Origin of the sequence: Metabacillus crassostreae (assembly GCF_016908395.1) — a bacterium.
GTDB classification, from domain to species: domain Bacteria; phylum Bacillota; class Bacilli; order Bacillales; family Bacillaceae; genus Metabacillus; species Metabacillus crassostreae.
Window position 1 is genome coordinate 1,443,369 of the sequence record NZ_JAFBDU010000001.1, and the last position, 20,300, is coordinate 1,463,668.

Genomic DNA, 20,300 nt, shown 5'->3' on the forward strand with positions numbered 1-20,300 from the left:
GAAGATGATAAGAAATGTCGTAATTTCATGATAATAAAAGACTTTTTTTCGTAAATTATAGTCCTAATTCTCTATTCACTTTGAAAGTGAACAGTTATAGATTTTTTTAATAATTTCTCAAGATGTTTCTTCTGTTTTTCAACTTGATATTGTTCAGGTTTCCAATCTTTATAACAAGTAATATCAAATACAAGCTCATCTTTTTCATTTTTGATACTAATATTTTTAATAATATTTCTTCTTGTTGCATTTAAGCTATTAGCTAATTTCACAATTGCTCCCAAAAGTCTATATTTTGCTAACTCATCTTTGGTGAACCAATCTAAATATGGATTTACATATCTTTTAAAGCCCGCTTTACTTGTATATGAAGCAATTAGAGCTATAATAAGTCGATCTTTATGTAATAAACCATCAATCGTCCGGTTGGCTAATAAATAAAATGTATGTTGGCTACTTGCTTCAGTATCGATATAAGAGCCGACATTATAAACAAAAGCGGCACGTTTAAGTAAAAATGAATCTTCTCGATTTATTGAAGCAAGTCCAATTTCATTTAATAATTGTGATATATTCAAAGCACAATTTGACACATGAAAAACATGGTTTAAGTCAATCGTATAATCTGTTGCTAATTCATAGAAGCTTTCTTCTATTACATTTGGAAAAATTGAAATTCCGATGTCTTTAGTTAATTCTTCAAAGAAGACTCCATCTCTCAAGCCTTTTCTACTCAATGCAAATTGGTCAGTATTCACAATGTTCATTACATTTTTAAAAACCTCGATCGCAGGTATAATGATATCTGCCCTGTCCTTTGATAACCCTTCTACTCTTTGCAATTCGGAAAATGATAATGTATGTAAGTACTGATCCACATTAGATATATCCTGATAGCTCATCATGTACTGATGTACACCTGCGATTGGATATCCTATATATTCTTGGTGAATTTGAACAAGATTTCGTGCACTTCCTCCAATTGCAATAATAGGCATTTTTTTATTTTTCAGCCATTCAAGAGTTTGAAATTGTTTTAATAGAAATGCTTTTAGTTCCTCTAGTTCTTCATCTGTTGGAATATCACCACGAATAAACTGTTTTTTCAAAGAAAGTGCTCCAAATGGAAAACTATGATAATTCAAAAGCTCCCGCTTTGCAAAATAAGTTACTTCAGTACTTCCTCCTCCAATATCTATCGTAATGCCACTATCAAATGGAGTTGTATTCACAACCGCTAAATACCCAAAATATGCTTCCTCATACTCTGATAAAACCCGAATTATTAATCCAGATTCTTTTTCTACCTTTTTAACAATTTCATCCTTATTTTTAGCTTGGCGAACTGTTGCAGTTGCTACACACTTTACATCTTCCAAATTATGATGTTTTGTTACTTCGCTGAAGCTTTGCAATGTTTCAATTAATATTTCGATTCCTTTGTCTGTTAGTATTTCAACATCTGATAGGTAATTACGTAGGCGTGCAACCACTTTTACATTTTCAATTTCTTTTAATCTCCCACTATTTTCTCGTAAATAAATGACTAATCTCATCGTATTTGAGCCAATATCAATGATTGCATATTTTTCTTGATTCACATCCAACACCCTTACCTATTTAATGGAATTTATATATATTTTAAGTGCTGTACTCAAACATTTGCTTCTGTAATATTATATTTTACTGCTCTGTTACATCACATAAAATAAACCCTAATAGAAATCTATTTTATCATTCTAAACAATTCATTTTTCATATTTAAGCTTTTTTAAGCCACAGAGTATAGACGCTTTATAAGCCTTGAGACAATTTTTTTCTCTAAATAAATTAAACTTTCAACAAGATAAATTATAACATATTAAAACATTTGGTATATTCAGTATTTCCTGAAATATTTTATACAAAACAATATCTACACTAATAAAATCCTTGAGGTGAGTAACATGATTCATATTGTTAAATCTAGTGAAACGTTAAACTCAATTGCATTGGACTATCGCACTTCAATCACTAATTTAATTACAGCTAACAATATCACGAATCCAAACAAAATCTACATAGGACAACAAATTCTTATTCCAAATATTCCTGACCCAAACACTATTCCCTATAAAATTTCCATATCATTAACACAAAAACGTTTAACACTTCTAAAGGAAGGACAAGTTAGTAAGATCTATCCTATTGCTGTTGGAAGCATAGCGACTTCTACTCCAACTGGGGAATATGTTATTGTAAATCGCCAGCCTAATCCTGGGGGTGTCTTTGGAGCAATGTGGTTGAGTTTATCTAAAGTCCATTACGGGATACACGGTACAAACAACCCAAATTCTATTGGTAAAGCTGTTTCTCTAGGTTGCATTCGAATGCATAACAAAGATGTACTTGAGCTTTCATCAATTGTACCTAATGGAACAAAAGTAATAATTTCACCTTAAGAAATTATTAAGTTTTCTTTAATTTCATATTCAAACGGTAATTATTCCCTTATAATGACAATTAGAGCAATGGACGAAGCAATTTAAGGAGCGTATTCATGAAAATATTTCGCAATCCAAATTTTGTTAAACTATTTTATGCAGCACTTTTTTCTCAGATGGGAACAACAATAGGAAATATGGCTTTCGCCTTTTATTTATTAGATCATTTTAGTCATCAGCCTTCTTATGCAACACTAGCTGAACTTATGTATTCTTTACCAACAATACTTGTCTTTTTTATTGTTGGTGTTGTAGCTGATCGGTTTGATCGTAAAAAAGTTGCAGAGAACTGTGATTGGATACGTGCGTTTTTAACAGTGGTTTTATTTGGCGCACTATTTACCGGTTCAATTCCTTTTATATTTTTTGTTTTATTCTTACGGAGTGCCGTAACTAAATTTTTCTTCCCAGCAGAAAACAGCCTTGTCCAAGGTATTCTTAGCAAAGAACAATATGCACAAGCAGCTGGGCTTAATCAAATGCTATTTAGTATTTTTATGGTATTTGGAGTAGGTATAGGAGCAGCTATTTATAAAACAGTAGGAATTCATGGAGCTATCATTGTGGATTTTATTAGCTTTGTTATTTCAGCTTTATTAATAAGATCCTGTCACATCCCTTTTGCTGCTAGGCTTCCAAATGGAAAAGTTAAATGGAAAGATTTAAGTATTAAATCATCTGTTAGTGATTTTAAAGAGGGAATTAGTTATATAATTAAAAATAAGTTATTAGCTTCTCTAATATTTGGTTTTTTCATTTTTGGCTTGTTCAATGGTGCTTTTGCAATTTTACCGATGTTCACTATGAAATATGAACTGTCACCTGATAATTATGAATGGTATGCTTCGATAATTGCTATTTCACTTGGACTCGGGCTTTTAACAGGAAGTGGTATTGGTACACTTATTTCGTCAAAATTTAAACCACATCAGCTTATGGTTATTCCTATCTTTGTAACTGGATTACTGATATTTCTATTAGGCTTTACCGATAGAATTTCGATTTTTCTTGGTATTGTTTTCATAATTGGTACATGTTTAGGCCCTATTAATATTGCTATAGGTGGCTGGATGCCTAAAATTGTTCATCCAAAGTTAATGGGAAGAGTTAGTGGATGGATTGATCCTCTTATGATGCTAGCACAGTCTATGACACTAGGTATTATTGCTGTGATTTTCCCAAAAGTAATTGAAACAATTGATTATCTTTACTACGGAATAGCAATTATTATTCTCATTGTTGCACTTTTTTACGCATTAACTTTACCTAAGCTTAGTCGAGCCCTTGAAGAAAAAGAAAGAAATCTAGATCGAAAACAGAAAACAAAAAATACAAAACCTAATATACGTACAATTTAATGTTCAGATCTACAATTAGAAAAGTGTGTGTTTCTTTAAATAATAGAGAAGCACACACTTTTTTATTATAGTTTTCTTAAGTATTTTGTTTATAAACCGATATAATGAAAGAATTATTATTTAAAATTTAGTAAGGTTGTGAACAAATGGTCCAACAAACATATAAGCAATTTATTATCATCCTGTTGAGAAACTATATATTCGGATCCTTTGTGGCAGTGTTTGGAATTGGTGCATTGTTTATGTTTACAACATTAAACATTAATTTCAAAGAATCCTTTGTTTTATTTTTGATTCTTATAATTTCTCTCTTTATCATGTTAATACTAGAGAGTATTGTATTTTCCAAACATATATCGCCAATTAAGAAGGTTTTTCTAGAACAAAATTCTTCATTAGAAGATTTAAAAGCTGCTTATCGTCAGACACACCGTCTACCTATATTAACCGTTTATCGAATTTTTGGACCTCATTTGTTTGGTCTCTCTTTACCAGCAATGCTTATCAGCTATATATGTATAAAGATGGATTTAATTCAATTACCACTTTACTACATAGGCATCGCTTTTGGAGCTTCTGTTTTAGTCGCGGGGATGCATAGTATTATTGAGTTTTACTTAGCTACTAAAGCCTTAAAACCGATATTAATAACAATTCGCAAAAAAACTTTAACACAATATAAATTTGACTTTTCACACCATTCACATTTATACATTTCAATTCAAAGCAAAGTTTTGTACAGTGCCATTTTCATTGGTGTTTTTCCTATATTACTATTTAGCTTGGCAACTCATGCACGTTTTGCAGAAGCATCCATTCCACTTCTTACAGAATATTGGAGTTGGGCAATAATTGTTATTATCGTTTCAATTCTTTTTGCTTTTTATGGTGCTTATTTACTTTTTAATAATATTTCCGAACCCATTCAAATACTTGAGGATGGGATGCGTCAAATCCAGCTTGGTAAACTTGTCTATCAAAACGATGTTTATTCTGATGAATTTTCAAAACTCATTTCAGGTTACAACCAAATGGTTAGTGGACTTATAAGAAGAGATTCGGTTAATAAACAACTGTTAGACAGTCTCTTTACAACATTGGCATTAGCATTAGATGCCAGAGATGCCTACACAGCTGGTCACTCAGTGAGAGTCGCTCAGTACTCAGTACTCATTGGCGAACAAGCAAACTTAGATGATGAAACTCTCGATTTATTGCGTAAATCAGCTTTACTACATGATATTGGTAAAATAGGAATAAGAGATAGTATATTACTCAAAGACGGAAGGCTAACAGAAGAAGAGTTTACCGAAATCAAAACACATCCAGTTATTGGAGCAACTATACTCTCACAGGTTCAACCAAAAGAAGAGATGGAATCATTAATCCCAGGTGTAAAATACCATCATGAAAGATTTGACGGGCTTGGTTATCCTGAAGGATTAAAAGGAGATAGCATACCTTTATTCGGAAGAATTATGGCTGTTGCAGATGCCTATGATGCGATGACATCTGATCGTCCTTACCGGAAAGGAATGCCTAAACAGAAGGCTTTATCTATTATTGAAGAAGGAAAAGGGACACAATGGGACCCATATTTCGCACAACTTTTCATTGATTATATGAAGAAAAATGTTGAAGAAACAAATGATAATCGTGACAAGCAAAGTGTATAACTTGAATGAAACCAGATAAATCTTGACTACTAGGGGTGGTTTAAAAGACTACCCCTACGCGGCTAGTATTTGGAATGTTTTATTATTATTAAAAAATTCTATTAAGAAAGTTACAAAACAGTCTATAAAAATAGAGATTAATTGATTTTAAAGAATTTTCGCAATAAAAAAATCATTAAAGCTTGCAATTTATTATTCGCTAAGTATAATTTAAATAAGAATGACTTAAACTTAATGTGTACAATAAAGGAGAGAAACGATGGACGACCATAAACGACTCGATCCTACCAAACAATCAACAACAGAAAACCTCGCTCGAGCTATTTACGTAGTTAACCGTCATGCAAAAACTGCACCTAATCCCAAATTTCTATATTTATTAAAAAAGAATGCATTAATTAAACTTCTACAAGAGGGAAAGGCGCAAAAAAAAGGTCTGCATTTTTCAAATAATCCAAAATTTAGTCAACAGCAATCCGATGTATTAGTTTCTGCTGGAGAGTATTACTTTCACATGCCTCCTACAAAGGATGACTTCGATAAACTTCCACATTTAGGAACCTTAAATCAAACATACCGTAACCCTAAGGCGAATATGTCTTTAACAAAAGCAAAAATCCTATTACAAAATTATGTTGGTATAAAAGAAGACCAAAGCACACCTCAAACTATTCATTCTAACAAATCCCGTACATACCAAAAGCCGGTATTTAAAAGATTAGGTGAAAGCTACAGATAGATAATTATTTTATACCTCAATAATATAAAAACGACAAAGAATTTTTCTTTGTCGTTTTTATATTTTACTTAGTCGCAGTGACCAAATAAGTCTTCGACATTCTTTTTAAGTGTATTGAAAAATTCAGGTACTTGATCTTTTAACACCCCATAGAATATCGAATTAACCATTTCGTTATAATACCAAAATTGCTGATTATAACCTCTATTAAAGTGTTTCCATACCTTTTCACCATATTGTCGATAATATATGAGTAAATCTTCACTATTATCTAGTTTGTCTGCAGCTATAAGAGCTTTCGATTCTAAGCTGAGTGTTTTTACTTTATTAATTGTTTCCTGTTTTCTCTCTTCCCAGCTTAAATTCTTATTTTCAGTGTTATCTAAAACATACTGCAGAACATCCTTTCCAAAGAGTTGTAGTATTTCTTGTTCAGTTACATTTGTATCCTCAATTACATCATGAAGATACCCTGCAATGACAACTTCCCTAGAAAATCCTGCTTTTTGCAATGTATTTGCTACAGAATCAACATGTGCATAATATGGCTCTGAGCTAATTTTACGAACTTGATCAGCGTGTGCAATTTTCGCAAAATTTTTTGCATACTCTAAAAGATCCATAAAACCTCCTATTAGTGGTGAAAAATAAAAAAATCTCAAATCAGAAGTCACATCATCATCAACTACTTCTATTTACACTGGGTGTTTGTGAATAGAGCTTTTCAAACTAAAAAAGGTTGCATGTCCAAGATTTGTCCAAACAACCTTTTAAGTTTGATTTTATAAAATGAATTCATCTACCTTTTGAACTAATTCACTTATTTCAGGCTTACTGATTTGTGCACTAGCACCTACCATTTGACCTTTATGTCGCAAATCATTTGTAATTAGCGAAGAGAAAATGACAACAGGGAGAATACTCAATTGTTGATCTTCTTTAATCCTCTTAGTTAAATGATGACCATCCATTTGAGGCATTTCGACGTCAGTTATTACCAACTGGACTACATCTTCAATTGCTTTTCCTGATTTTGCAATGGCTTGAAGATATAAAAGTGCATCTTTACCATTTTCAAAGAAATCTAAATCTTCAAATCCAGCTTCATTTAATGTTTCTTGTAATAGTTTACGCAACAGAGGTGAATCCTCAGCAACAACCAGTTTTTTTGTAGAGCGATCTCTCTTACCTAATTTTTTTACTTGATCTACATTTATACCAGATTCTGGATTAATATCTAAAACAATTTTTTCAAAATCGAGCATTAAAACCATCTCGTCTTGAATCTTTACAACACCGGTAATTTGACTTTCAAATCCTTGATACATTCCAGAAGGTTTTTCAATTTTCTCCCATGAAATGCGATGAATCTGTGATACTGAATGTACGTGAAAAACAACCTTCGTTTTATTAAATTCAGTAACAATATATTTTTCATCTCTTTGGTTATCACTAGGTCCAAAACCTAAAACCTTTGCAACATCTACAACTGGTAATATTTCTCCCCTAATATCAATTATGCCTTCTATATTTGGATGAGAATGTGGAATTTTAGTAACTTGTAAAGGCTGAATTATCTCTTTTACTTTTATAACATTAATTCCAAACTTATTATTACCTACACTAAATTCCACAATCTCAAGTTCATTTGTTCCACTTTCAAGCAAAATACCTTTTTGTTGATCCATACTATTCATTCATCCTTCCATGAGAACTACACTGTAATCATTATATCGGCTATTGTTAGGAAAATGTAAAGAGGATATTTCATTTTGAAAGAAAATTATAGTAATAATAATAAAAAATTAAGAGCTTGTCCTAATTCCTCCTAAAAGCTTGGATATCTTCCAAGCTTAATATAAATAATTCATTACCTTTTCATCAGCAAGGTTTGTGTCGATAGGACATTTTTTTGCATCACGCCCATATTGCCACAACCATACCTTGGCTTTACAATCTGGTGAAACAGGATGAAACCTCGGAGCTTTCCTCTCTGATGTTGTTCCTACATCAGGTTCGGCACTCCATAGTATTGACTGAACAGCCACTTCCTTATTTTCATGAACTGCTTGGCAATATGCTTCAGTAAAACCTCCTTCAAGTGGATCATTATAGATGCCAGATTTGTACCCTGAAGGTATTAGTGTTTCCACCCAGCCCCTTATCCAAGCAGAATCAACATTAAAAAACATTTCTACTTTTGCAAAAATAATAGTATCTGTTGGTATTCCAAGTCTTCTTGCATGGAAGACTGCATTTCTTGCAGCTAATTGAGCTTCTTCATATCCGATAGCTTCTCTAACCAAATTATATATAGGCATAATCTTAATGTTCTTACTTTTAATAAACCCTATTTCAGATTTTGTTAGTCCATTTGATACATTTTGTAATTCTGTTAGAGATCTACCCCAATATTTTGGTATTCCAAAATGTTTTTTCACACAATCATATAGCTCCTGGTTCACAGGATTAGCTGAATCAACTCCCCAGATTTTCCGTGCCATAAAAAATACACAACCCTTCTGTAATAGCTCTTACCATATATATGTAAAGTAAGGGTTGTCTAAATCATAAAGTTTAGCTCTTCTACCTCAAATACATGTCTATTTTGTTAAAAAGCCATGATATACCTGAAGACCTTTAACCTATTAATCTGATCACTTAATTTTTTGTATATATTAGAATAAATAAAATTAATGCAATTCTGTTACTCTCTTGTTATAATCTCCTTGTAAATCGTTTATTCGATTAAACGGGATGGGTTGAGGGTTACACTTGAGGAAGGTATACATTGGATAGATTTTTTAAATTAAAAGAAAATAGTACAACTTTTAAAACAGAAATTCTTGCAGGAACAGTTTCATTTTTCACCATTGTTTATATTGTAGTGGTGAATGCATCTATTTTATCAGATGCTGGAATTCCGTTAGAAGCTGGCATCATTGCCACTGTTTTAACTTCTATTGCCGGATGCTTTATTATGGGATTATGGGGTAATACGCCTATTATCCTAGTTCCAGGTATGGGTGTGAATGCCTTGTTCACTTATACAATCGTCCTTGGAATGGATTTAACATGGCAAGAGGGTTTAGCTGTTGTCTTTGTGTCTGGTATTTTATTTACAATTATTGCATTTACAAAGCTTGCAACAATCATATCAGAGTCGATTCCACATTCATTGAAGGAAGCAATCACAGTCGGAATTGGATTTTTCCTCACCTTTATTGGTCTCCAAAAAGGTGGAATAGTTGTATTAAGTGAAGATACATATGTTGCATTAGGTGATTTTAGTGAAACAAGTGTTTTATTAACAATCATTACATTGCTCATAACTGTAGCATTATTCGCGAAGCAAATTCCGGGAAACTTCCTGATTAGTATCATTTTAGGTACTCTTCTTGCTGCAATGTTTGGTGGTGTTTCGTTTGATTCAACTACAAACACAATTGATGCATTTCATTCCTATTTTGATGTCTTAGGAGCGATGTCGTTTGAGCGCTTGATTGATTTAACTTTTTGGACTGCTACCTTTTCATTAACAATGGTAATAGTTTTTGAAAATATAGGGTTAGTGTTTGGTCAAGTTCATATGATAAATCGACCTAAAACGTATAAAAGATCACTACAAGCAAATGCTTTATCAACAATAACATCTGGTGTTTTTGGATCAAGTCCAACTGTAAGTACAGTGGAAACAGCTGCAGGTATAACGGCTGGAGGCCGTACAGGATTAACTTCTATCGCAACTGGTACACTTTTTTTAACTTCGTTGTTATTTTTACCGTTTATCAAAGTGATACCAGATAGTGCAATTGCTCCAATATTAATTTTAATAGGAAGTTTGATGATCCAAAACATAAAGCATATAGATCTGGACGATTTCAGTGAAAGCTTCCCAGCTTTTTTAATCATTGCGTTAATCCCATTAACTTATAGTATTGTTGACGGAATGGCTTTTGGGTTTATTATGTATCCATTACTTAAAATTATCTTAAAAAGAACACATGAAGTAAAAATGCCACTTTATTTTATTGCATTATTATTTTTATTAAATTTCATTTTCCATTCATTGCATTAATTATTTTGGCTTTTACCACCATTTTCTAAAAGTAAATGGGTTTATCCTAACAAATCTGTTAGGATAAACCCATTTTTTGTTGACTTTTATTCAAAATAAGAGAACGTAACTGTATTTAGTTTAGTTCTTCTATTCTTCCCGATAGTACCTTTTATCGATCAGTAAAGCTTTAAAATAATATACTTTTCATTAACATCCTTTGTATAAAAATCAATAATAAACTTCACAATATAAAGAGATATGAGCATTATCTCTAAAAAATTATTAATTTGTGAGGTGAATTATGAGACATACTATCTTATTAATTGCTCTATTATCATTAACAGCTTGTAATAATGATAACCAAGGAGCAAATAATGTTACTAATCAAGGAACTAATAATAATGAATTTGAAATACTTGAAACTCGAAACAATCAAGCAAATAGTAATGATGAAATGTTAGTTAAGTCAAGAGATATCATTGAATTAGAAGAAAATACGAATGAATCCATAAGACAGTCATTAGCTGAAAACTTAGTCAAAGAAAAAATTGACAGAGATGAAAATTTAGTTGTTCAGTATGATCATAAAGAAGAAAACCACTACATTATACATGTTTATTCAGTTAATAATGTAAAGGAAAATAGCGAGCAATGGTATATGGTAGATTTAGGTTCTAAGCAAGTTGAACCTTTGAAACAATAAGTAGGAAAAAAAACAATGAAAGAGTTACTGAAAAAGCTGACAAATTGTCAGCTTTTTTTTGAGACAAGTTGAAAAGTTATTGTTACTGTTGTCCCTTTTCCTAATTCACTTTCATAATTAATTGTTCCGCCTATTTGTCTGATCAGTCGATTAGTAATCATGCTTCCTAATCCGGTCCCCTTTGTCTTAGTGGTATAAAAAGGTAACCCAATTTGTTTTAGTTCGTCTTTTGTCATGCCTTTTCCATTGTCCTTAATAATAATGGTGACGACTTCATTTTGATAATCAACTAAATTTAAAATCTTGACAACGCCTCTTTTATCGATCGATTCAATTGCATTCTTTATAACATTCAGTAATGATTGTTTGATATGCTGGGTATCACCCTTTACATAACAATTCTCAGCATTATCATATTCAAGTGTTACATTTGAAAAGTTTCCTAAAGGTCTTAATAATTCAATTGAATCCATTAATACCTTGTCAATATTCACATTAGAAAGTTCATATGGTTCAGGCTTTGCTAATTTAAGATAATTTGTAATGATCATATTCGTTCGATCAAGTTCTTCTAGGATAAGCGGTGAAAACTGCTTAAGTTTTTCATCACTTGTGTCCTGTTGCATAAATTGAATAAATCCTCTAACAGTTGTAATAGGGTTACGAATTTCATGAGCAATTGAAGCAGCCATTTGACCTGTTGTTGTTAGCTTATCCATATAAACCATTTCATCAAATTGCTTATTAAATTTAATTAGCGTTTCAATTATATATATGATTGAAATAAATGTTACAAAAAAAGCAATGAAATACACAATATAGAAGTTCAGTTCAAGAAAGGAAACAACAAAATAAATAATGATAATATAGATTATTAAGTAAATAAGAGCAATATAAGAAGCCTTTAGAATACGTAAAGTCGATGAATGAAACCATCTTCTAAATATTAAGGCAATGATAAAAGCTGTAACTGAAACAAGTATACCAATATGCAAAAATGTTCCACCTATTATTATCCTTATTATTGAAACGATAATAACAGTAATTAAGCCAGGAACCCACCCTGCATATAGTGTTACAACTAATATTGCAATCATTCTTAAATCAAAATTTGTTTCACCTAAAGTTTCTATTGGATATGCCATACAAAGTGTTGCTCCAAAAGCACTTATATACCCTATAAGGCATTTTGTTTGAAGGATAAATGAGAGTTTTTCTGAAACGGTAAAAATAAATTAGCATTAAAAGTAAGTGAAAATAAAATTGTAACGTTAACAATTAGTGGTTTAATGATTGAAATGATAACAAGTTTACCTCCAAAGAACTCAATTTTTAAGAATTTCTTATAATTCTGCTAGTATTCACTATTTGCACCATATCAACAAAAGGTACACATTTTACTTGCTGAAAAGATAAATATAGAATACCAATTTTTTATGTAGCGACGCAAACCAGTAAATTGTAAAACCTAATAATTTTTAAGGATTAGCATAAACACAAAAATCATTACCCTTTAACTAGTACAATAAACCGAATGTTTCAAGTGTTTTTTATAAGTAAAAAGATCTATAAATGCTCCACGATTCTCCTTTATTATAAAATTTACAGTTTCTTAACAAAATTTCGGAAATCAATATAGTAAAATAGGAGTAAGTATTAAGCCTAAGTATATTGGAGTCGTTGAAGATGTTAAGTATAGGAGATATATCAGAAAACGTACCTGTTGTTACTTTGAAAACGAAAAGCTCAGACGTAAATATTATTTTTGAAGAACAACCTAATCTTGAAGGAATTGTAGTTGCCAAAGATAATAAACCTATAGGTCTTGTTATGAAAGCTCAATTTTACAAAAAAATCTCTGTAAAGTATGGATTTGATTTGTTTATGGGAAGACCCATTGAATTGGTCATGGACACTAAACCATTACTTGTTGACTATTTTGATCCAATTACAAAGGTAAGCTCTTTAGCTATGGATCGTGAACAAGCTAACTTATATGATTATGTTGTTGTAACAAAGAATGGTAACCTACAAGGAATTGTCAGTATAAAAAACTTACTCATTAAACTTGCAGAAGAGCAAGTAAATCAAGCAATGTATACAAATCCTTTATCTGGATTACCTGGTAATGTTTTGATCGAGGAAAAAATCTCGGAGTATCTGATTAATAGAGATAGGGAATTTTCTCTTTTATATATCGATCTGGATCACTTCAAGGAATATAATGATACATATGGTTTTAAAAAGGGTGATCTGCTATTAAAGGAGATCTCAAATTTATTAAGTAAGAACGTCTTATTAAACAACTATGACTCCTCTTTTGTAGGGCATATAGGTGGCGATGATTTTGTTGCTATATTGCCTCACTTTTATTATCAGCAAATTTCTCAGTTACTAATAACAGAATTCGATATTCGTTTAAAACAATATTATAATGAAATTGATTGGAAAAATAAATTTGTGTACACCAAAAGTAGAAACGGGCAATTTAGTAACGTTCCCTTAGTCTCTCTTTCAATTGCAGTTGTGACAAATAAGCAAAATGTGTTTCATTCAATAGAAGATATAAGTAAAATAGCTGCAGAAGTAAAAACAAAATGCAAAGAAATAGATGGGAGCTGCTATATTTGTTACTAAATATTAGCATTCTAAATCAATTCTTCCCACAAGTGACACATCTGATAGTCTCTCAGTAATTAGACAAACTTATAATTAATAAACTCCTCTAACTGATTGGAAACGCTTGACTTTCAAAGCCAAAAGCTTTTTGAGAAGCGAAGTTGCTCTGTTTGGTTAAGGAGCACAACCTGAGCAAGGTTTGTAACGAAGAAAGCGAGCGTTTGTAAAACTGTCTAAGAGCCCAATGTGATGGGCTCTTTTTTAATCTTCATTCTTTCTTCAAAAGGACATTCACCTATAAATAAAAACTGCATAATGTAAATTTGAAAGTAATGAGGGGAGAGAATTTAATATGTATCCAAATAACAATCTTTTTTCAGGGCAATATTATGGTTCCCAGCCAATCAACAATCAAGGTATGTATCCACAAGAATCTATTGAATCGGTAGAATTCAGTAATGATCACGCTAGATTTCCTGGCCAAGGTGATTATAATCCAGGGTTCGGGCAAGGACCTGGCCAAGGGGGCTTTAACCCAGGGTTTGGGCAAGGACCTGGTCTAGGGGGCTTTAACCCAGGATTCGGGTATGGACCTGGTCTAGGGGGCTTTAACCCAGGATTCGGGTATGGACCTGGCCAAGGGGGCTTTAACCCAGGATTTGGGCAAGGACCTGGCCAAGGGGGCTTTAACCCAGGATTTGGGCAAGGACCTGGTCAAGGCGATTTTGATCCAGGATTCGGGCAAGGACCTCCACAAGGACCACCGCCTAGTGACATACCACCAGCACAACAAAATCAGTTTGAAGCTTTTGCAGTTGATCCTGGTGGAATACGTGGTTGTCTTTATCGTTTCACCTATATACGCCTAAACAATGGTCGTGGTTTTTGGTTTTATCCTACTTTTGTTGGGAGAAACTCTGTTGCAGGATACCGTTGGCGTCGAAGACAATACCGTTGGGATTACTTTGGAATTGATTTAGACCGTATCCGTTCTTTTAGTTGTAGATAAAAATATAGTTTTTTTCTTTGAGGAATCGAATTCACTTCGGTTCTTTTTTGATAAGTTCAGTAAATAAAGATATGCCTTTATCTTCCTACGATAAATTATCATCGATTTTCTGTTGGCTACGTTTTTTCTCTATTCTCACTTTTACTCAGTATGTAGAGTAATTACCATAGAGCTTAAGCCTTTCTTATTGGTAGCAATTTCAAAAATAAAAGCAACTGGAAAAGTAAATAATATTTTTGCATCAAAAAACTCGCTTGGAGGTTTTTACACATGACCAAACGTAATCGAAAAACAAAGTCTGGGTTACAAACAGCAAAGTCTATTACAGACCCTGAAATTGCAAAAGAGCTTTCTCCAACTAATAAAAAAGCAGAAAAAACTCATCCAAGAACAAAATAATAAACGAGCACAACTTACATGGAGGCTCCCGGACCTAGGAAGAATTATCCTTTTAAAAAGCCAGCAATTGGGATTTTTCATTATTCTCCCCTAGGAAAAAAGGTACTTTTTTCCCAGGAAAGCGAATGCCTGTAACGGAAATCAACAACAAAGTTTAACAGAGCCTTAAATAAAAAGGATTTACTTAGGGAGATATATAAGAGCAATAATTAGTGCTCTATAATTTCTAAGTAAATCCTTCATTAATTTCTTATACATTTAAAATACTTTTATGCTCGTTAACTAATAAATTTCGCCTTTTAGCATGATTCATAATTGTTTGTATTTCATTTTTATAAAAGCGAATTTGGTTAATTGTTAAAGCATAAAACATTTCTGTTTCAAGCTTATTAATCAATTTACGTTCTTGATCTGTTAACAATGTTTGATCTATCAATGTTACTCACCTCGGATATATAAATCATGAATAGAAGCTGATTATATGATACGTTTGATTTATAAATTTTGAGTCGGTACTATAACTTTGTTCCTTTGTGGAATCGAAACCAGCCCATTTTGAAAAAAAACCATATCATCCCAAGGGCTATTAATACCATTAAGCCGAGAACGATAAAATAGCTATATTCCCCTGCTAATTCAGGCATATATTGAAAATTCATTCCATATACCCCCGCAATGAAAGTTAAAGGAAGAAATATAGATGACATGACAGTTAAAGTCATCATCACTCGATTCATCCGATCTGAGCTAATTGAAAGATAACTGTCTCTAATATCAGATGATAATTCTCGATTTGCATCAATCATTTCTACTAGTTTTAATAAATGATCATAAATATCTTGAAAATAAATATGCTTTTCCTTTATAGAGTTAAGTCTTGAAGATGAAATAATTCTATATAATAAATCTCTCATTGGAACAATGGTTCTTCTTAATTTATTTAATTCTGAACGTATATCAAAAACTTGTTCCATTAATTCACTAATTGTTTGATCACTTGTGTTATCTTCAACCTGGTTAACTAAATCTTCTAATTTATAAACTGGAGGAAAATACTCATCAACTATTTTATCAATAACTTGGTACATAATTTGCATCGGATTATCTTGAAGCGTTTTCTCTTTACCAACCTGCTGCAAAATATTTTTCAGATCTCTAACAGGCTTTTTATGGAACGTAACAATAAACTTATCTGAAACGAATATATCTACTTCATCAGCATCAAGTGTATCCTGATTTATTGAATGAATGACAACAAAAAAATAGTTATCATAAAAATCGAGCTTGGGTCGTTGAACAAACTCTAAGCAATCTTCAATAGCTAAAGGATGAAAATGAAAAAAACTTGTTAGTAGCTGTATTTCATTTTCATTAGGCTCTTGAAAATCAACCCAATACCATTTTATATTTTCACCTTTTAACTTCTCCATGGAAATATCATAGATTATTTCCCCGTTAGTTGTGATGGCAACTGTTTGGATCAAAATACTCACTACTCTCTCTTAAACAATCTCTTATTAATATACCCGTGGTATATACTACTTAAACTTTTACTAGTATTTCTGTTTTTCAAAAATATGTTTGTTACTATAGTTATCAGAAAAAAGATGACATGTCTTAGGAAAATGGTAAAATAACACCTATACATTCAACATCGTAAAAAAGTATTTATTGATATAACTTAATATATATTAGGAGGTAAGATTAGAGATGGAGCACTTAGTAAATTCAAAGGTGAAAAACATAGAGTTATCAGGTATAAGAAAATTTTTTAATATGGTAGCAGAGTATGATGATGTTATTTCATTAACGATTGGTCAACCTGACTTTACTACCCCTGAACATATTAAAGAAGCAGGCTTACAAGCGATCAGGGACAATTTCACTACATATACGCAAAATGCTGGATATATTGAACTTCGAAAAGCAGCGAGTCATTATGTAAAAGAAAAATATCAGCTTACATATTCACCAGATCATGAAGTTATCGTTACAGTTGGAGCTAGTCAGGCAATAGATTGTACGTTTAGAACCTTATTGGAAGAAGGCAGTGAAGTCATACTACCAAGTCCTGTTTATCCTGGATATGAACCTTTAATTAAACTAGCTGGAGGCATTCCTGTTTATGTTGATACAACGAAAAGTGATTTCAAACTAACAGCAGATCTTATAAAGCCACACCTTACCCAACAAACGAGATGTATTGTTCTTCCATACCCATCGAATCCGACAGGTGTTACATTGGAAGAAGCTGAATTAAAGGAAATCGCAGAGCTTGTGAGAGAGAAAAATATATTTATTTTATCAGATGAAATTTATAGTGAGCTAGTTTATGGGAAAGCTCATCATTCTATTGCAAAGGTTCTCCGCGATCAGACAGTTGTGATAAATGGTCTTTCTAAATCTCATAGTATGACAGGATGGCGTATCGGGCTTTTATTTGCACCTGAGGCAGTGGCAAAGCATATTCTTAAAGTTCATCAATATAATGTTTCATGCGCCACATCTATTGCTCAAAAAGCTGCACTTGAAGCACTCACAGTAGGTATTGATGATGCCAGTGATATGAAAAAAGCTTATAACGAAAGATTAGATTATGTTTATAATAGATTAGTCAATATGGGATTTGAAGTAGTTAAGCCTGATGGAGCCTTTTACTTATTTCCTAGTATTCAAAAATTCAATAAATCTTCTTTTAATTTTGCCCTTTCACTTGTTAAAGAAGCAGGAGTTGCATTAGTTCCCGGCAGTGCCTTTTCACCATATGGAGAAGGATACGTCCGATTATCCTATGCTTATTCAATGGATCAACTAGTTAAAGCAATGGATCGCATTGAGAATTATTTAAAAGGCTATGTTAAAGCTTAATGTTGGTTTTTAACACTTTGTTGATTGGAGGTGAATATATGAGACTCCTGCTTAGAGAAGCGTGTCAAAGGGAGACCCCACAGGTGCGCAGCTTACGAGGAGGCTCCCGGACCGCCCGCGGAAAGCGAATGCCTGTAACGGAAATCCACAACAAAGTTTAACAGAGCCATTTAAAAAAGAATGACAATTAAATAAAGCTTAATAAACAAAAACAACGGCCGTTTAGCCGTTGTTTTTGTTTATTTCAGTCAAGCTATGTCACATGGTAATTCAACAATAAAGGTCGTTCCCATCCCAATTTCACTATCCACTAAAATATTACCCTTATGATCCTCTATAATTTTATATGTAATCATTAAACCTAGTCCATTACCATTTTCCTTTGTTGTTAAAAATGGCTCTCCTATTCGTTCTATTAAATCTGATGAAATTCCTTCACCTTCATCTTTAACAGATACAACCACTTTATCTCTTTCTCTTTTTGTAGAAACAGAAACCTTACCACCACTAGTCATAGCATCAATTGCATTCTTAAATAAATTTATAAATACCTGTTTTAACTGGTTTTCATCACAATATACTGATAACGTAGATTCGGTATGTTGTTCTTCTATAAATACGCTATTCATATTTGCCTGAGTTTCTAGAAGCATCGCTACCTCTTGAAGCAGTGTCACTATGTTTGTCTTTTTAAATTGAGTTTCTTGTGGCTTAGCAAGCATTAATAACTCACTTAAAATTAATTCAATTCTATTTAGTTCCGAAAAAATGATCTGATAATATTGGCTATGTTGTTCCATATCTGGCTTCATTATTTGCAGAAATCCTTTTATTGCTGTAAGAGGATTTCTTATTTCATGAGCTATACCTGCTGCAAGCTGACCAGCTATAGATAGTTTTTCTGAGCGCAACATTAACTCTTCTGTTTTTTTTCGATCGGAAATATCTCTTAAAATCACCTGAACTGCTTGTTCCCCAAAGTATGTGGTTGGAATACAAACCATTTCAGTAAAAATTTTTTTCTTGCTATCTACTAACCAAGATTGGTTTGAAATATGTACTTCCATCTTTCGATCAAGTATAGATTTAAGAGCAGCCTTCATTGTGTAATGGTCTTCAGGATGTAGGTCTCTATAAATATTTCTACCTAACATTTCCTGATAATCTCCGGCCTGGAACAGCTTAATACCTGCTTCATTTACAAACACCCATTTGTCTTGATGGATCACAGCAATCATATCGATTGAATTATCGATCAACCGTTGATATCGCTCCCTACTTTTTTGAAGGATCTTTTGAAAATTTCTTTTAGATGAAATATCTGTTAATATAATTAACTCCGCATTTTTGCCCTCATGTTCAGTGAGACGAGCAAGTACCTCGACATTAACAGTCGATCCATCCGTTCTATTCCATAATTGTTCAATAATACCAACTTGTTCGCCATTATGTAATCGTTGAATCCGATTTTTAACAATATCATGAAAACTATGCTCGATAAAATCATAGATATAGTTTCCAATAAATTTTTCCTTTGAATCTGAACCCAAAAGCTCTTGGAAAGCTCTATTTACATAACAAACCTTCCCTTGTGTGGCTAATATTAGTGGACTTGGTAAATCCTCTATCAATAAATTACCATTAATATCGTCCAATTCATTTATTACATCTTGCTTCTTGTAAACATTCTTATTTGAAGCAACATTATTTGTGTTTAGTGCCTTCATCTTAAGAATAACTTCTTTTCCTTCATTCTTGATGGAACTTCTTATAAAGTCGACACATGCTTCAAACCAAATATAGGTCCCATTTTTACAAAGGAAACGAAATGAACAAGGATATAGATGATGCTCATTATGAAAGTAGCTTTCTATTAGGAATAAATCTTCAATGTGGATAAATTCTTTCATATATTTATTAACTACTTCATCATTTTTGAAACCAATTAATTCATATGAATTGGAAGAAATGTATTGGAAGCGCCCACTTGAAGATACAATAGCGTATATCTCAATATTCTGATTGGTTGTTTCTCTATATGCAGATTGTTGATCCATGGCTTCCTCCCCTTAAAGCTTTACCATAAATTTATCTCTGATTTTGGATAAGTAATATATAACGAACGATATTAAAACAAACGGTATTAAAAATCTTACGGTATGTATGTATTTATATATTATTCTATCATTTTCATCAAAATCCTTTTTTTATCAAAGCTCTTTTCTGAAGATTGTTGCTATGTAACCAAAATATACATTAGGAACAGTGTAATTTCGCATAAAAAACAACTATTTTAAGAAGAATAGATGCCAATAGACTTACAACTGTACTAATTTCACAAGTATTTAAAAGTAAAAAAGTTTGCGAAAACAGCCTTTATCAAAAC

General features: G+C 32.2%; 18 protein-coding genes. 10 read left to right on the forward strand and 8 right to left on the reverse strand.

The features are described from left to right. Positions 1-71 precede the first annotated feature (71 nt). The gene (ppx, locus tag JOC75_RS07505; RefSeq protein ID WP_204953384.1) at positions 72-1,601 is read right to left on the reverse strand and encodes an exopolyphosphatase; all 1,530 of its coding nucleotides are present in this window, start codon (positions 1,599-1,601) and stop codon (positions 72-74) included. A 345-nt stretch (positions 1,602-1,946) separates the two neighbouring features. Here ppx and JOC75_RS07510 point away from each other — a divergent pair, with 345 nt between their 5' ends. The 4 genes from JOC75_RS07510 to JOC75_RS07525 all read left to right on the forward strand — a co-directional run bounded on the left by JOC75_RS07510 (position 1,947) and on the right by JOC75_RS07525 (position 6,256). Continuing rightward, positions 1,947-2,441, forward strand: a complete 495-nt coding sequence (locus tag JOC75_RS07510; RefSeq protein ID WP_204953385.1) for a L,D-transpeptidase family protein — start codon at positions 1,947-1,949, stop codon at positions 2,439-2,441. A gap of 98 nt (positions 2,442-2,539) precedes the next feature. Next, complete coding sequence (locus JOC75_RS07515; protein ID WP_204953386.1) at positions 2,540-3,841, forward strand: MFS transporter; 1,302 nt, start codon at positions 2,540-2,542, stop codon at positions 3,839-3,841. 146 nt (positions 3,842-3,987) lie between these two features. Next, positions 3,988-5,517: an HD-GYP domain-containing protein gene (locus JOC75_RS07520; RefSeq protein WP_204953387.1), complete on the forward strand. Its 1,530-nt coding sequence runs from the start codon at positions 3,988-3,990 to the stop codon at positions 5,515-5,517. Positions 5,518-5,776: 259 nt separating this feature from the next. Continuing rightward, positions 5,777-6,256, forward strand: a complete 480-nt coding sequence (locus JOC75_RS07525; RefSeq protein WP_204953388.1) for a YkyB family protein — start codon at positions 5,777-5,779, stop codon at positions 6,254-6,256. Positions 6,257-6,324: 68 nt separating this feature from the next. Here JOC75_RS07525 and JOC75_RS07530 read toward each other — a convergent pair whose 3' ends face one another. From JOC75_RS07530 to JOC75_RS07540, 3 genes are all read right to left on the reverse strand, one after another. Continuing rightward, on the reverse strand, positions 6,325-6,879 hold the full coding sequence (locus JOC75_RS07530) for an HD domain-containing protein (RefSeq protein ID WP_204953389.1): 555 nt from the start codon (positions 6,877-6,879) through the stop codon (positions 6,325-6,327). Positions 6,880-7,038: 159 nt separating this feature from the next. Next, a complete protein-coding gene (locus JOC75_RS07535; protein ID WP_204953548.1) occupies positions 7,039-7,944 on the reverse strand; it encodes a chemotaxis protein in 906 nt (301 codons plus the stop codon). A 165-nt stretch (positions 7,945-8,109) separates the two neighbouring features. Then, on the reverse strand, positions 8,110-8,760 hold the full coding sequence (locus JOC75_RS07540) for a glycoside hydrolase domain-containing protein (RefSeq protein ID WP_204953390.1): 651 nt from the start codon (positions 8,758-8,760) through the stop codon (positions 8,110-8,112). 287 nt (positions 8,761-9,047) lie between these two features. Between JOC75_RS07540 and JOC75_RS07545 the strand changes: the two genes are divergently transcribed. Together JOC75_RS07545 and JOC75_RS07550 are read left to right on the forward strand one after the other, a co-directional pair. After that, positions 9,048-10,334, forward strand: coding sequence for an NCS2 family permease (locus JOC75_RS07545; protein ID WP_204953391.1), 1,287 nt, complete (start codon positions 9,048-9,050; stop codon positions 10,332-10,334). Positions 10,335-10,617: 283 nt separating this feature from the next. Continuing rightward, positions 10,618-11,019: a hypothetical protein gene (locus tag JOC75_RS07550; RefSeq protein WP_204953392.1), complete on the forward strand. Its 402-nt coding sequence runs from the start codon at positions 10,618-10,620 to the stop codon at positions 11,017-11,019. 47 nt (positions 11,020-11,066) lie between these two features. Here JOC75_RS07550 and JOC75_RS07555 read toward each other — a convergent pair whose 3' ends face one another. Further along, on the reverse strand, positions 11,067-12,164 hold the full coding sequence (locus JOC75_RS07555) for an ATP-binding protein (RefSeq protein ID WP_239589308.1): 1,098 nt from the start codon (positions 12,162-12,164) through the stop codon (positions 11,067-11,069). Between the two features lie 541 nt (positions 12,165-12,705). Here JOC75_RS07555 and JOC75_RS07560 point away from each other — a divergent pair. From JOC75_RS07560 to JOC75_RS24210, 3 genes are all read left to right on the forward strand, one after another. After that, positions 12,706-13,656 (forward strand): GGDEF domain-containing protein, encoded by a 951-nt coding sequence (locus JOC75_RS07560; RefSeq protein ID WP_204953393.1) that lies wholly within the window; start codon positions 12,706-12,708, stop codon positions 13,654-13,656. A 334-nt stretch (positions 13,657-13,990) separates the two neighbouring features. Beyond that, complete coding sequence (locus JOC75_RS07565) at positions 13,991-14,647, forward strand: hypothetical protein (RefSeq protein ID WP_338036555.1); 657 nt, start codon at positions 13,991-13,993, stop codon at positions 14,645-14,647. A 270-nt stretch (positions 14,648-14,917) separates the two neighbouring features. Beyond that, the gene (locus JOC75_RS24210) at positions 14,918-15,046 is read left to right on the forward strand and encodes a hypothetical protein (RefSeq protein ID WP_275580263.1); all 129 of its coding nucleotides are present in this window, start codon (positions 14,918-14,920) and stop codon (positions 15,044-15,046) included. Positions 15,047-15,296: 250 nt separating this feature from the next. Here the strand turns inward: JOC75_RS24210 and JOC75_RS07570 are convergent, their stop codons facing one another. Then, on the reverse strand, positions 15,297-15,482 hold the full coding sequence (locus tag JOC75_RS07570; protein WP_204953394.1) for a hypothetical protein: 186 nt from the start codon (positions 15,480-15,482) through the stop codon (positions 15,297-15,299). A gap of 79 nt (positions 15,483-15,561) precedes the next feature. Then, positions 15,562-16,539 (reverse strand): magnesium/cobalt transporter CorA, encoded by a 978-nt coding sequence (gene corA / locus JOC75_RS07575; RefSeq protein WP_204953395.1) that lies wholly within the window; start codon positions 16,537-16,539, stop codon positions 15,562-15,564. A 217-nt stretch (positions 16,540-16,756) separates the two neighbouring features. Here corA and JOC75_RS07580 point away from each other — a divergent pair, with 217 nt between their 5' ends. Next, positions 16,757-17,914 carry an aminotransferase A gene (locus tag JOC75_RS07580; RefSeq protein ID WP_204953396.1) on the forward strand — a complete coding sequence of 386 codons (1,158 nt, stop codon included), beginning with the start codon at positions 16,757-16,759 and terminating at the stop codon, positions 17,912-17,914. A gap of 248 nt (positions 17,915-18,162) precedes the next feature. On the opposite strand, the gene JOC75_RS07585 is transcribed toward JOC75_RS07580, so the two are convergent. Next, on the reverse strand, positions 18,163-19,971 hold the full coding sequence (locus JOC75_RS07585) for a PAS domain S-box protein (protein WP_204953397.1): 1,809 nt from the start codon (positions 19,969-19,971) through the stop codon (positions 18,163-18,165). Positions 19,972-20,300: the final 329 nt, after the last annotated feature.

Excerpts from the sequence above, each read along its gene's own strand:
- JOC75_RS07510 (WP_204953385.1), top strand. The coding sequence starts at position 1,947 with ATGATTCATATTGTTAAATCTAGTGAAACGTTAAACTCAATTGCATTG.
- JOC75_RS07515 (WP_204953386.1), top strand. The coding sequence starts at position 2,540 with ATGAAAATATTTCGCAATCCAAATTTTGTTAAACTATTTTATGCAGCA.
- JOC75_RS07520 (WP_204953387.1), top strand. The coding sequence starts at position 3,988 with ATGGTCCAACAAACATATAAGCAATTTATTATCATCCTGTTGAGAAAC.
- JOC75_RS07525 (WP_204953388.1), top strand. The coding sequence starts at position 5,777 with ATGGACGACCATAAACGACTCGATCCTACCAAACAATCAACAACAGAA.
- JOC75_RS07530 (WP_204953389.1), bottom strand. The coding sequence starts at position 6,879 with ATGGATCTTTTAGAGTATGCAAAAAATTTTGCGAAAATTGCACACGCT.
- JOC75_RS07535 (WP_204953548.1), bottom strand. The coding sequence starts at position 7,944 with ATGGATCAACAAAAAGGTATTTTGCTTGAAAGTGGAACAAATGAACTT.
- JOC75_RS07540 (WP_204953390.1), bottom strand. The coding sequence starts at position 8,760 with ATGGCACGGAAAATCTGGGGAGTTGATTCAGCTAATCCTGTGAACCAG.
- JOC75_RS07550 (WP_204953392.1), top strand. The coding sequence starts at position 10,618 with ATGAGACATACTATCTTATTAATTGCTCTATTATCATTAACAGCTTGT.
- JOC75_RS07555 (WP_239589308.1), bottom strand. The coding sequence starts at position 12,164 with ATGGCATATCCAATAGAAACTTTAGGTGAAACAAATTTTGATTTAAGA.
- JOC75_RS07560 (WP_204953393.1), top strand. The coding sequence starts at position 12,706 with ATGTTAAGTATAGGAGATATATCAGAAAACGTACCTGTTGTTACTTTG.
- JOC75_RS07565 (WP_338036555.1), top strand. The coding sequence starts at position 13,991 with ATGTATCCAAATAACAATCTTTTTTCAGGGCAATATTATGGTTCCCAG.
- JOC75_RS24210 (WP_275580263.1), top strand. The coding sequence starts at position 14,918 with ATGACCAAACGTAATCGAAAAACAAAGTCTGGGTTACAAACAGCAAAG.
- JOC75_RS07580 (WP_204953396.1), top strand. The coding sequence starts at position 16,757 with ATGGAGCACTTAGTAAATTCAAAGGTGAAAAACATAGAGTTATCAGGT.
- JOC75_RS07585 (WP_204953397.1), bottom strand. The coding sequence starts at position 19,971 with ATGGATCAACAATCTGCATATAGAGAAACAACCAATCAGAATATTGAG.